Origin of the sequence: Frankia sp. Mgl5 (genome assembly GCF_023242985.1) — a bacterium.
GTDB lineage: Bacteria > Actinomycetota > Actinomycetes > Frankiales > Frankiaceae > Parafrankia > Parafrankia soli.
Genome location: NZ_JALKFY010000001.1, coordinates 131,467 through 143,751, shown reverse-complemented (window position 1 = coordinate 143,751; position 12,285 = coordinate 131,467). Strand labels below are relative to the sequence as shown.

12 protein-coding genes are annotated in these 12,285 nt (G+C 73.0%); 1 reads left to right on the top strand and 11 read right to left on the bottom strand.

Annotation, left to right across the window (positions count from 1 at the left end):
- Positions 1-148: 148 nt before the first annotated feature.
- From MXD62_RS00635 to MXD62_RS00600, 8 genes are all read right to left on the bottom strand, one after another.
- Positions 149-988 (bottom strand): menaquinone biosynthetic enzyme MqnA/MqnD family protein, encoded by an 840-nt coding sequence (locus MXD62_RS00635; RefSeq protein ID WP_248827594.1) that lies wholly within the window; start codon positions 986-988, stop codon positions 149-151.
- Positions 989-1,092: 104 nt separating this feature from the next.
- Positions 1,093-1,299 (bottom strand): DUF4229 domain-containing protein, encoded by a 207-nt coding sequence (locus tag MXD62_RS00630; protein ID WP_308301178.1) that lies wholly within the window; start codon positions 1,297-1,299, stop codon positions 1,093-1,095.
- A gap of 101 nt (positions 1,300-1,400) precedes the next feature.
- Complete coding sequence (locus MXD62_RS00625) at positions 1,401-1,790, bottom strand: hypothetical protein (protein WP_248827526.1); 390 nt, start codon at positions 1,788-1,790, stop codon at positions 1,401-1,403.
- Positions 1,791-1,797: 7 nt separating this feature from the next.
- Entirely contained in the window at positions 1,798-2,946 is a 1,149-nt protein-coding gene (gene mqnE / locus MXD62_RS00620; RefSeq protein ID WP_248827525.1) for an aminofutalosine synthase MqnE, read from the bottom strand.
- A gap of 519 nt (positions 2,947-3,465) precedes the next feature.
- Complete coding sequence (locus MXD62_RS00615) at positions 3,466-3,888, bottom strand: hypothetical protein (RefSeq protein WP_248827524.1); 423 nt, start codon at positions 3,886-3,888, stop codon at positions 3,466-3,468.
- 88 nt (positions 3,889-3,976) lie between these two features.
- The gene (locus MXD62_RS00610) at positions 3,977-4,810 is read right to left on the bottom strand and encodes a UbiX family flavin prenyltransferase (protein WP_248827523.1); all 834 of its coding nucleotides are present in this window, start codon (positions 4,808-4,810) and stop codon (positions 3,977-3,979) included.
- A gap of 8 nt (positions 4,811-4,818) precedes the next feature.
- Complete coding sequence (gene mqnP, locus MXD62_RS00605; RefSeq protein WP_248827522.1) at positions 4,819-5,748, bottom strand: menaquinone biosynthesis prenyltransferase MqnP; 930 nt, start codon at positions 5,746-5,748, stop codon at positions 4,819-4,821.
- Positions 5,745-7,196, bottom strand: a complete 1,452-nt coding sequence (locus MXD62_RS00600; protein WP_248827521.1) for a menaquinone biosynthesis decarboxylase — start codon at positions 7,194-7,196, stop codon at positions 5,745-5,747. The genes mqnP and MXD62_RS00600 overlap by 4 nt, the downstream gene beginning before the upstream one ends.
- Positions 7,197-7,535: 339 nt before the next feature.
- Here MXD62_RS00600 and MXD62_RS00595 point away from each other — a divergent pair, with 339 nt between their 5' ends.
- A complete protein-coding gene (locus tag MXD62_RS00595) occupies positions 7,536-7,952 on the top strand; it encodes a PLD nuclease N-terminal domain-containing protein (RefSeq protein WP_112108487.1) in 417 nt (138 codons plus the stop codon).
- A 75-nt stretch (positions 7,953-8,027) separates the two neighbouring features.
- Here the strand turns inward: MXD62_RS00595 and ccsB are convergent, their stop codons facing one another.
- The 3 genes from ccsB to MXD62_RS00580 are packed head-to-tail and all read right to left on the bottom strand — an operon-like array spanning position 8,028 to position 12,282.
- Positions 8,028-9,197: a c-type cytochrome biogenesis protein CcsB gene (gene ccsB, locus MXD62_RS00590; RefSeq protein ID WP_248827520.1), complete on the bottom strand. Its 1,170-nt coding sequence runs from the start codon at positions 9,195-9,197 to the stop codon at positions 8,028-8,030.
- Entirely contained in the window at positions 9,197-11,296 is a 2,100-nt protein-coding gene (locus MXD62_RS00585; RefSeq protein ID WP_248827519.1) for a cytochrome c biogenesis protein ResB, read from the bottom strand. The genes ccsB and MXD62_RS00585 overlap by 1 nt, the downstream gene beginning before the upstream one ends.
- Positions 11,293-12,282 (bottom strand): cytochrome c biogenesis CcdA family protein, encoded by a 990-nt coding sequence (locus MXD62_RS00580; RefSeq protein WP_248827518.1) that lies wholly within the window; start codon positions 12,280-12,282, stop codon positions 11,293-11,295. Before MXD62_RS00580 ends, MXD62_RS00585 begins: the two co-directional genes overlap by 4 nt.
- Between the last annotated feature and the right edge of the window lie 3 nt (positions 12,283-12,285).

Sequence of the window (12,285 nt, the reverse complement as noted above, 5' to 3'; positions counted from 1 at the left end):
GGGGCGGCCCGGCAAGCCGGCGATCATTAGGTCCGCCGCCGACCGGGATATCCGGGCCGATTCCCGGCACCGGCGCACCACTCGGGCATTCGTGCCCGCCGCGCCCTGCGCGGATGACTAGACGCGGCGGGCGCGGCGAGAGCCGGCGTCACACCGACGCGAAAACGATCTCGCCGAGCGGTGGCACGTCGCCACGGGCCGCCGCGCGGCGGGCGAACTCCAGGATTCCGGCCTGCTGGCGGGCACCCAGCCGGAAGTCGAGCGTCGTGAAGTAGCGGGCCAGCGTCGCGGGGTCGAACACCTCGAACCGCGCCGCGCGCCGGGCGACCTCGTCCACTTCGAGCAGGGCCGCGTCGAGGCTCGACCGGAAGGCCTCGTGAACCTCCTTGACCACGCCGGGATGGGCCGCGGCGAACGAGCGCCGGGCTGCCCAGAGGGCGAACACCATCGGCAGGCCGGTCCACTCCCGCCACTCGCGAGCAAGGTCGAACACCCGCAGCGGATGACCCGGTCCCGCCCGCTCCGCGTCGTAGGTCGCCCGCAGCGCCACATCGCCGATCGTGACGGCCAGGTCGGCCTCGCGCAGCATCAGCGGGATGTCAGGCGGCATGGTCACGTACTGCGGGCGCAGCCCCCACCGCTGCTCGAACAGCATGCGCGCGAGCAGCACACTCGTCCGGGACGTCGAGCCCAGCGCGACGGTGCGGACCTCGCTGAGCGGGAGCGCGCTGGTGGCGACGACCGACAGGACCGGCCCGTCGGAGCCCACGGCCAGATCCGGGAGGACGGCGAGATCCCCGGCGTGCCGGAGATACTCGACGAGGCTGATCGGGCCGATGTCGAGGTCACCGGCGACCAGTGCGTCGCTCAGGCGGTCCGGGGTGTCCTTGGTCAGCTCCAGGTCGAGCAGCGCACCGGAGTGGACCAGGCCCCAGTAGAGCGGCAGGCAGTTGAGAAACTGGATGTGGCCGACCCTGGGTCGACCCAGCCGCTCCGCCGCTTCCTGCCGCTCCGCCGCTTCCTGCCGCTCCGCCGCTTCCTGCTGCTCCGGCCCGCCGCCAGGTCGGTGGTCAGCCGGGCCGCCCGGGACCGTCACCAGGGCCGGCCGCCGCGCCGCGCCGCGACATTGTCCAGGACCGCCCGGCGCTGGCGCAGCGCCAGTGGGTAGCTGAGCAGGCCGCTGATCACGGCCGCGAGCGCGAACCCCAGCACGCCGCCCACGCCGGCCAGGAACAGCACCCCGAGGACGGCGCCGAACATCGCCGCGCGCAGCGCGAAGTACCGGAGGTTGAGCCCCATGAGCCCGCCCTCACCCGGCGCGGCTCCAGCCCGCCCGCGACCCGCGCCACCCGTGCCGATGGGGTGGCCGCCAGCGGACGGCGACACGTCGTCAGCGGACATCATGCTCTCCGGTTTCTGGCGGGACGCCCCCGACGGCGGCGCACCCAACCGAGCCGTTGCAGGACCGATGGAAAGAACCCCAGCCCAACGATGATCACAAGCAGCCCGAGCAGGCCGGCCGGGCCGATCGCCAGGCCGCACCACCGCAGCAGGCTGTAGGCGACCAGCCCCGGTACCAGGATCACCAGGAACGCGAGCACGAAGATGGAGCCCATCCCAGGCGCGCCCTCCGGGCGGACCGGGCGGACCGGGCGAGCGCCCCCGGGCGGCGGGCCCCCGGGGCCGCCCGCGTGATCCTCCGGGCCGGGCGCCGCCGGCCCGCCGGCCACGACCGGGCTGTCGGGCCGCGATCCGCCGCCCGACCGGGCCGGGTTCTCCTCGAGCGCCATCGCCGGGTCAGGCGTCGATCGAGACGGGGTTGTCCCGCCGGGTGGTGTCCGGACCGTCGTACCTGCGCACGACCCGGTAGCGGGTGTCCCGCTCGACCGGCCGGAAGCCCGCGTCACGGATCACGGACAGAAGATCCTCCCGGGTCATCGTGTTCGGCGTTCCGAAGCCGTCCGCGTCGTGAGTGATCTTGTACTCGACGACCGAGCCGTCGAGGTCGTCGACGCCGAAGTTCAGGGACAGCTGGGCGGTGGTCAGCCCGTGCATCACCCAGAAGCACTTGACGTGATCGACGTTGTCGAACAGCAGCCGCGACACCGCGAACGTCTTGAGAGCCTCCGCGCCGGTCGCCATCGGCTGGTTCATCAGGCGGTTGCGGGGATCGCCGACCGAGTCGTGCTGGAAGCGCAGCGGGATGAACACCGCGAAACCGCCCGTCTCGTCCTGCAGCTCACGCAGGCGCAGCACGTGGTCGACCCGGTGCCGCGGCTCCTCGACATGGCCGTACAGCATCGTGCACGGCGTGCGCAGGCCCTTGGAGTGCGCGAGACGGTGGATCCGCGACCAGTCCTCCCAGTGGGTCTCGTGACCGACGATCTTCTGTCGGACCTCCCAGTCGAAGATCTCCGCGCCGCCGCCCGTCAACGACTCCAGGCCCGCGTCGATGAGCTCGTCCAGGATCTCGTCCGCGGAGAGGCCGCTGATCTTCTCGAACCAGTGGATCTCGGTGGCGGTGAACGCCTTGAGCGCGACGCCGGGCAGCGCCTTCCCCAGCTCGCGCAGCGACCGCGGATAGTAACGCCACGGCAACGTCGGGTGCAGGCCGTTGACGATGTGCAGCTCGGTGATCCCGGCTGGCTCCATATCCTTCGCCAGCCGGACGGCCTCCTCGATGCGCATCGTGTAGGCGTCCGACTCGCCGGGCTTGCGTTGGAACGAGCAGTAGGCGCACGAGGCCGAGCAGACGTTCGTCAGGTTGAGGTGTCGGTTCACGTTGAAGAAGGTCTGGTCGCCGTTCTTTCGGGTACGCACCTCGTGCGCGAGACCACCCAGCCAGGCGAGGTCGTCGCTCCCGTAGAGGGCCTCACCGTCGGCCCGGCTGAGCCGGGCACCGTCGTGGACCTTGGCTTCGATCTCGCGCTTGAGCCCGGCATCCATGCGATCCAGCGTAGCTCCGCGGACCGACAATCCATGACGTCCCGGTCCGCCACCGGTGCCGTGATCCCCGCCGCAGACCCCACCGACCGCCACGACCGCCACGGCCCCCGCAGCCGCCACGGCCCCCACGGCCCCCACGGCCCCCACGCCGCCATCGCCATCGCCATCGCCTGCATCATCCGTAGTCGTTCGAGTCACCGCGGGCCGCGGTGACTCGATCGTGGACGCCGCCGGGCTGGGATCCGCGGTGGTCGCCGTCATGGTCACCGTCGGCGACCGGTTCCCCGGAGGCCTGGCGCCGCCCCCGGCGTCTCGCCAGTCGTCTGACCAGGCCGAACGCCTCATCCCTGCCGTCATAGACATCGTTTAGCTGCTTGCCCTTGCGTCGGCTACTCACCCTTCTGGGGAGGAAACGCCGGCAGGACGGCCCGAAGGGGCGAGCAGGCAACGAAAGGGCAAGCAGACACCCGCAGGTTCAGGTCACCGAACGTAGTTCGATCTCCGGTCGACCAGAGACCCTCAGGACGCGGGCGGGTTCCGGGGAGACCCATCCGCCCGGGCCTGGCCGGCAGATCTCCGCTCGGCAGATCTCCGCTCGGCGGACCTCTGCGCGGCGGACCTCTGCGCGGCCCGCCGTTGCATGCGGCCCAGCGGCCAGGTGAGGAGGCCGGCCACGGCGAAGCCGATGAGGATGCCGAGCAGCGGGGCTACCCCGACGGCGATGAGGACCACACTGAGGATCACGAGCACGGCGAGCCGGATCAGGAAGTACGGAAGCTGGACGCGCAGATCCGGGGCGACTTCGGGCGCACGGCCCGCCCGCCCCCGTCCCGGTCCCGCCGCTCCCGCGGCTCCCTCCGGTGCCCCGGGCCGCGCACGCTTCCCGGGGCCCGCGGACGCCGGGTTGTGGCCACGCGCCTGTCCGGCCTTCTTTCTCGCCATGACGTTCCCGCCCGTCCCTCATCCGCTGGTCAGGGCGCGCCGCGGCCCGTCCCCCAGGTCAAGTTGTACGCGCCGGGCCCGCCGGCCGTCACGCCCGCGGCCCCCGCACCGCCGCCACACCCGACCCATCCGCACCACCCGCACCACCCGCACCACCCGCACCACCCGCACCACCCGCACCACCCGCCGGGAGGGTGCGGGCGGCGCCGAGCTCGCCCGTCCACCGGCGGAACAGGGTGTTGGGAACGCCGGCGGCATCGAGAACCCGGCCGGCGACGAAGTCCACCAGGTCCTCCGCGGCGCGGGCGCCGGCGTAGAAGCCGGGGCTGGCCGCGGCCACGACGGCACCGGCGGCGTCCAGGTCGAGCATGTGCCGCAGCGTGGCCCGGGTGTAGGGCATCTCCCGGGGCACCACGACCAGGCGCCGGCCCTCCTTGAGGGTGACGTCGGCCGCGCGCTGGAGCAGGTCCTTGGACAGGCCGAGGGCGATGCCGGCGACCGAGGCGGTGCTCGCCGGGACCACGATCATCCCGCGGGTCGGGTAGGAGCCGCTGCTCGGGCGCGCGCCCATGTCGTCGGGCGGGTGGACGTCCACCAGGCGGTCGACGCGGGCGGCCACCTCGGCCGCGTCGGCGCGGGGCCGGCCGTCGAGCCGGGTGCGGAGCCAGCTCGCCAGCGGGTCGCGCCAGGCGCCGTCCCGCCAGCCGATGCCGGTCTCGTCGAGCAGGGTGAGCCGGGCCGCGCGGGAGACGACGATGTCGACGGGCAGATCGGCGGCGAGCAGGCCACGCAGGACAGCGGCCGCGTAGGGCGTCCCGCTCGCGCCGCTGACCCCGACGACCCAGGGCCGCCGCGGCCCGTCAGCCGCCGCGGGGCCGTCGGCCGCCAGCCCGCCGTGCGCCGCCGCGGGGCCGTCGGACATCTTGGGGATCAGGTGGCCAGGCCGCGGCTGACCAGGTCGGCCAGCGCGAAGGTGAACAGGGCGATCCCGACGAAGCCGTTGGTGGTGAGGAACGCCCGGGTCACCCGGGAGAGATCGGTCGGCGAGACGATCGCGTGTTCGTAGCAGAAGGCCGCCGCGGTCAGCACCAGGCCGGCCCACCACCAGGCACCGAAGTCCTCCAGCAGGCCGAACACGACGAACAGCGCGAAGGTCACGACGTGGGTGACGACCGAGGCCGCGAGCGCGGCCCGGACGCCGAACCGTGCCGGAACGGAGCGCACCCCGATCCGCCGGTCGACCTCGGCGTCCAGGCAGGAGTAGATCAGATCGAAGCCGCCGATCCAGGTGCCGACGGCGAGCCCGAGCAGGACGGCCGACCAGGACCACGCGCCGGTGATCGCGATCCAGGCGCCGATCGGGGCCACGGCCTGGGCGATCGCGAGGACCGCCTGCGGGAAGTCGGTGAACCGCTTCGCGTACGAGTAGACGATGAGCGGGGCGACCGCGACCGGGGCCAGGGCCAGGCACAGCCAGGACAGAGCCGCGGCCGAGCCGAGGAACACCGCGAGCGCGACGATCGAGCCGACGACCGCCGTGCGGACGGACACCACTCCGGTGACGAGCTCGCGACCGGCGGTACGCGGGTTGCGGGCGTCGATGGCCCGGTCGATGATCCGGTTCGTGGCCATCGCGAACGTGCGGGCCGCCACCATCGCGACCGTGACGAGGGCCAGGTCGCGCCAGTGCACCGACCGCGAGACCGCGAAGCAGGCCGCGAGCGCCGCCACGTAGGCGAACGGCAGCGCGAAGACGGAGTGCTCGATGACGACGAGCCGCAGGAACGCGCGGACCGGGCCGTGCGTCGGCCCGCCGGAGGCCCGCCCGGGCATGCCTGGGGCGAAGGCGGCGTCACTCACAGGCCGTACTCCTTCCACCGACGCGTCACCCTGTCCCGGACGGCCTCGTCCATGACGATCTCCTCGGGCCAGCCGCCGTCGCGCCGGTATCCCTCGGTGGGCAGCTTGCGGGTCGCGTCGACCCCGACCTTGCCGCCGTAGAACTGCTCGTAGGAGGCGTGGTCGAGGTGGTCGACCGGGCCCACCGTGGTGAGCAGGTCGTGCGCGTAGTCCACATTGCCGAACGCCCGCCAGGCGACCTCGTGGTAGTCGTGGACGTCACAGTCGGCGTCGACGACGACGATCAGCTTCGACAGCGAGAGCAGGCCCGCGCCCCAGACCGCGTTCATCACCTTCTGGGCGTGCTTGGGGAACCGCTTCTCGATCGAGACGATCGCGCAGTTGTGGAAGACCCCGGCCTCGGGCAGGTCGTAGTCGACGATCTCGGGGATCATCATCCGGATCAGCGGCAGGAAGATGCGCTCGGTCGCCTTGCCCATCGGCCCGTCCTCCTGCGGTGGACGTCCGACCACGATGCTCTGGAAGACCGGGTCGCGCTGCATGGTCATCACGTCGACGTGCAGCGCGGGGAACGGCTCGATCGGCGTGTAGAAGCCGGTGTGGTCTCCGAAGGGGCCTTCGGGCAGCCGTTCGCCGGGCTCGAGCCAGCCCTCGAGCACGACCTGGGAGTTCGCCGGCACCTGGAGCGGGACGGTCAGGCAGTCGACCATCTCGACGCGCTCGCGGCGCAGGAAGCCGGCGAACAGGTACTCGTCGATCTCGGCGGGCAGCGGGGCGGACGCCGCGTAGGTGACAGCGGGGTCGCAGCCGAACGCGATCGCGACCGGCAGCCGCTCGCCGCGCCGCTCGGCGACGGCATGGTGGGCGTTGGAGTCCTTGTGGATCTGCCAGTGCATGCCGACGGTGCGGGCGTCGTGCTGCTGCAGCCGGTACATGCCGAGGTTGCGCGCCCCGGTCTCGGGATGCTTCGTGTGGGTCAGCCCCAGGTTGAGGAACGGCCCGCCGTCGCGCGGCCAGGCGTGCACGCCGGGCAGCAGGTTCAGGTCGACGTCCGAGCCCTTGAGGACGACGTCCTGGCAGGGAGCGGTGCGGACCTTGCGCGGCGGCAGGGAGGTGAGCTGCGCGGCCTTGCCGAGCGCGTCACGCAGGCCGCCGAAGCCGACTGGCAGCTCGGGGCGCAGCATCTCGCCGATGCGCGTGCCGATGTCGTCGAGGCGCTCGACGCCGAGCGCCGCGGCCATCCGGGCCTCGGTGCCGAACACGTTGATCGCCAGCGGCATGTCGGAGCCGAGGGGCTTGTCGAAGAGCAGTGCCGGGCCGCGTTCGCGGACGACCCGGGTGACGATCTCGGTCACCTCCAGGCGGGGATCGACGGGAACCCGCACCCGGCGAAGGTCCCCGCTCCGGTCGAGGTGAGCGAGGAACGCGCGGAGATCGGCCCAGGCCATGGCGTCCATCTTTGCAGCGCCGACGAAGGGCCGCTGGTCGTACCCTGTCCCAGGGCGCTCCAAGCGTCTGGCGCGTCACATTCGCGACCGGTGAACAGCGCCTTCGCGGACCGCCGGGACATGGCGTCCACCCGGGAGGCACACTAGGGACACACGAGACGTTCATCCTGGAAACCGTGGATCCGACAGAGCGGGTCCGGGTGGCCGAGAGTGAACAGTCCAGCACCGGTGGCCGCGAGGAGCCGGTGCGTCTTCGACAGGGGCACGCCGATCGGCGATGTCCACGGGCAGGTGCGCGTCGGCGCGCCGCTCACAGCGAGTGAGAGGAGCGGTCGGCCGGTGCTGGGTCTCGCGCTGACATTCCTGATCATAGGTGTCTGGGTGTTTTCGGTCATAGACGTGATCGGCACTCCAGCGGACGCGGTCAAGGTCGTGCCCAAACCGATCTGGCTGATCGTGCTGATCGTCTTCTTCTTCCTCGGATCGGTCTGCTGGTTCCTGTTCGGGCGGCCACGCGTCGCCCACGGCTACGACGGCTACGAGCGCCGCGCGGCCTCGGACCACCCGGCGTTCGGCGGCCGTGGGCCATGGGGAACCGAGCGTGCCGCCGGCGGACGCACCCGCTCCGGGGTCTCCCGGACAGGGATGCGCCGCCAGGCCGTCCGTCCCGTCGGCCCGGACGACGATCCCGAGTTCCTGCGGGAGCTCGCCAACCGCATCCGCGGCGGCGAGCCCGAGCCGCCCGCCCGCGGCTGACCTCCGGCTGGCCCCCGACCGGCGGCCATGCGGGCCCGGCGGCCCGGCAGTCGCCGGTTCCGCGGTGCCGGCGCCTCAGACCCCGGCGTACGAGTGCAGGCCGCTGATCACCAGGTTCACCAGGTAGTAGTCGACGAACAGCGCGCTGAAGGCCAGCAGCGAGACCGCCGCCGCGCGCCGTCCCCGCCACCCGGCCGTCGCGCGGGCGTGCAGGTACGCCGCGTAGATCACCCAGGTGATGAAGGACCAGGTCTCCTTCGGGTCCCAGCCCCAGTAGCGGCCCCAGGCCGCCTCGGCCCAGATCGCCCCGGCGATGATGGCGAACGTCCAGATCGGGAAGGCGAACGCGATCGCGCGGTAGGTGATCGTGTCGAGGGTGGCCGAGGACGGCAGGCGCATCACGATCCCGCCCCGGCTGCGCATGGCGCGCGACGCCTCGGCGCGGCCGGAGGCCACCTCGGCCAGCCGGTTCTCCCAGCGGTCCTTCAGCAGGAACAGGACCGTCGTCACAGCGGACACCAGGAAGACACCGCTGGCGACGATCGCCCCGGCGACGTGGATCCGCAGCCAGTACGAGTTGAGCGCCGGGACGAGCGGCCCCGCCGCGACGTAGAGGACCGTGCCGGCGAAGCCCATGGAGAGCACGACCGGGACCATCACGAAGACCCCGAGCCACCGGATCTGCTGGCGGGTCATCAGGGCCAGGAACGTCGTCACCGCGATCAGGCAGATCATGGACGAGAACTCGTACATGTTGCCCCAGGGGACACGGCCCGCCGCGATCGCCCGGGTGACCGCCGAACCGACGTGCGCCACCCAGCCGACGATCGTCAGAACTACCGCGATCCGGCCGATCCAGGGCGCGAACCCGGATCCGGCGGCATCGCCACCGCCCGCCGCGACGTCCGAGCCCGCGGCCCCTCCGGCCGCGTCCGCCAGGCCCGCGGTGCCCGCCCCTGCCCGCGTCGCCTTCGCGGGCCTGCCCGGCTTCCCGGCGGCCTCGGCGGTGCCAGGGGCGGAGGTCGCGGCACCGACCAGGATCTCCTGCTTCTCGGCCTGCGCACCGGCCTCGCCGGCGGTCTCCAGCTGCCCGGCACCGTCCGCGGTGGCGGCCTTCCCGGACGGCGTGCCGAGCCGGCTGAACGCGAACTCGGCCGCGTATCCGAGCATCCCCGCCGCGTAGACGGCGACCGACGTCCCGAACAGCAGGTCGGACAGATTGGCCATGCCTTCGTTGACCGGCATCAAGGCTCCCGTTCGCTGGTGGCGCTGATGGTCGTGCTCGTGACCGGGTCGGCCGGCATGGCTGCGGCCGGCTTCTCCCCGTCCGCAGCGGTGTCGCCCGCAGCGGTGTCGCCCGCGGTGGCCCCGTCCGCGGTGGCCTCGGCCTCGGTGGTGTCGAGCCGGATCTCCTCGCTGAGGGCGGCCAGCTCGGCGGCGAAGCCCTGCGCGTCCGATCTGGAGAGGCCGCCGACCTCCACCGTGCTGCCGCCACCGTCCAGCGGGGTCGCCCGCACCCACACCCGGCGGCGCCGCACCCGCAGGCTCGCGACGAGGCCGAGAATGATGACGACGGACGCGCCCAGCACCAGTCCCTTGTAGGGGTCCGACTTGGTCTGGAACGTGGCGAACTCGTGCACGCCGTCCACCTCGAGCGACAGGCCGCCCGGCAGGCCGGTCAGCGTCCGCTGCCCGGGGTTGTTCAGGGCGACGACCTGGGCGATCCGCTTCTCCCCGGCCGGCCCGGTCATCGGGAACTGGGTCATGTCCCGGGTGTCGACGGCGTAGACGTTCTGCGGGATGCCCTCGTTGAGGTGCAGGTTCCCGACGAATCCGGTGAGCGTGAGCCCGGGTGCCCGCGCCGCCGGATAGGTGGAGACGTATCCGTGCCCCGGGTCCAGCACGGTGGTCGGGGTGAACACCCCGCTGAACGCGAGCTGCTGCGGCTCCTGGCGCTCCCCCACCGGCGGCAGGCCGGTGTCGGGGATCTTCACCGTGCAGGTCGAGGTGAACATGCCGTCCCGCGGCGTGCAGGGAACGTAGGACTCCCAGACGACCGCACCGGCGGAGTCACGCAGGACGAAGTGCGGCGCGTAGCCGTGGCCGATCAGGTAGATCTTCGCGCTGCCGATCCGCAGCGGGTGGTTGACCCGGATCGTGTCGGTGCGCACGGGCGCGCCGATGTCCGACTGGTAGGAGACGTCGGCCCGGAAGTCCGCGGGCTGGCCGTTGTCCTGGTAGGAGGCCGAGAACTGGTCGAGGGTGACCGAGAAGGGCGGCAGGTCGGCCGCGTTCACGAGCTCGCCGCCGCTGTACTGGTCGTAGGAGATCAGGGTGTTCGCGAACCCGTTGCCGGTGACGACCAGGACGGTGCCCTGGTAGCCGAACCACGAGCCCAGTCCCATCCCGGCGAGCAGCGCGACGAGCGCCAGGTGGAACACCAGGTTGCCACTCTCGCGCAGGTAGCCCTTCTCCGCGGCGACCGAGTGGTCCGGCGAGCCGTCGGGACGGCGGGCGTCACCAGGCGCGACGGCCACCCGGAACCGCCGCCCGCGGAGCGCCCCACGGGCCAGGTCGACGGCGTCCGGGGCGTCGAGCGGGCTCGTCCAGGTGCTGCCGCCGGGCAGCCGGCCCGGCCGGGCCGGCGCCTTCGGCGGGGCGGTGAACAACGCCCGCGCGTGCCAGTGCACCCGCGACCAGAGACAGCCGATCAGCGAGATGAACAGCAGGAGGTAGATCGCGGCGAACCAGGGCGCGCCGAAGACGTGGAAGACGGAGAACCGGTCGAGCCAGGGGGCGAGCGTGGGGTGCTCGGCGAAGTACTCCTCGACCTTCATCGGGTTGAGGTTGCGCTGCGGGATGAGCGAGCCGGGCACCGCGGCCAGCGCGAGCAGGAAGAGCAGCACCAGCGCGGTGCGCATGCTGGTGAGCTGCCGCCAGGACCGGACCAGCAGCGCGAGCCAGGCGGCGCGCGGCCCTACACCGGCAGCACCGGCGGCACCGGCGGCACCCGCGGAACCCGCTGCGTCCGCGGCACCGGCGGCACCGGCGGCACTCGCGGCGCCGGCCGGCCGCGCGTCAGCGCCGGTTTCCTGTCCCGCTTCCGGGACGTCTCCCGGGCCCGTTCCCGAGACGGTTCCGGCTCCCGACTCCGAATCCGCCTCCGGCGCCTCGTCCGGGCCCGTCTCCGGGGCGCTCCCCGCCGGCCCGCGGGCCGCGGGCGGGCGCCGCGACGACGCTCGCGGAGCCGGTGGGTCGAACGCCTCCGGGGCCTCGAGGACCGTCGGATCGTCCGGGCGCAGCCCGTCGACATGTCCTGACGGCGCGGTGGGACGTGTGCTCACAGGGGCGTCTCCGAGAATCCGGGCGCGTAGGGGCGCAGCTCGGCGACAAGGTCGGCCCAGGCTCCGGTGAGCTGCAGGACGCCCACCGTCACCAGCAGGGCGCCGCCGGTCAGCGCGAGGAGTCGGGCGTGGCGGCGGACCACCCGCAGGGCACCGGCGGCGCGGCGGAAGGCCAGGCCGACGGCCAGGAAGGGCAGCCCGAGCCCCAGGCAGTACATGGCGGAGAGGAACGCGCCGCGCCCGGCCGTCGCACTCTGCGCGGCGAGCCCCAGCACGGCCGCCAGGGTCGGGCCGATGCACGGCGTCCAGCCGAGACCGAACAGCAGGCCCAGCGCGGGGGCGCCGAGCAGCCCGGAATTGGGCATGCGGTGGAAGCGCCACTCCCGGTTGGCCCAGGACATCCGGGAGAACACTCCGGCGAAGCCGAGCCCCATCACGATCGTGACCACACCGAGCACCTGGCTGAGCCCGACCTGGTGCAGGTTCAGCCACTGGCCGAGGCCGCCGAACGCCACCCCGTACGTCACGAACACGACGCTGAAACCGAGCACGAACAGCCCGGTCCCAGCGGTCACCCGGCCGACCCTGCGCAGCTCCCCCAGCCGCCGGACCAGCGCGGACGGCTGCCCGCCGGCGGCCGCCGCAGCACCACCGGACGGCGGTACGCCGACGGCCGGCAACGCACCGGACCCCCGCGCGGGGCCACCCGCGTCGGACACGCCCGACACGCCTGCGGCGGCGGGCGCTCCGACAGCCGCGGGCGCTCCGGCGGCAGCCATCGGCGCGGCGAACGCCGCGGACCCGGCGGAGGCTGTCTGCGCCGGACGGCGCTGGAGATCCTCGCCGGACAACCCGGTGATGAAGGACAGGTAGCCGGGGACCAGCGGCAGCACGCACGGCGACAGGAAGGACAGCAGCCCCGCCGCGGCCGCGACGGGCGCCGCCAGCAGCAGCGGGCCGTCCGTGACGACGTCCACGACACCCATCCG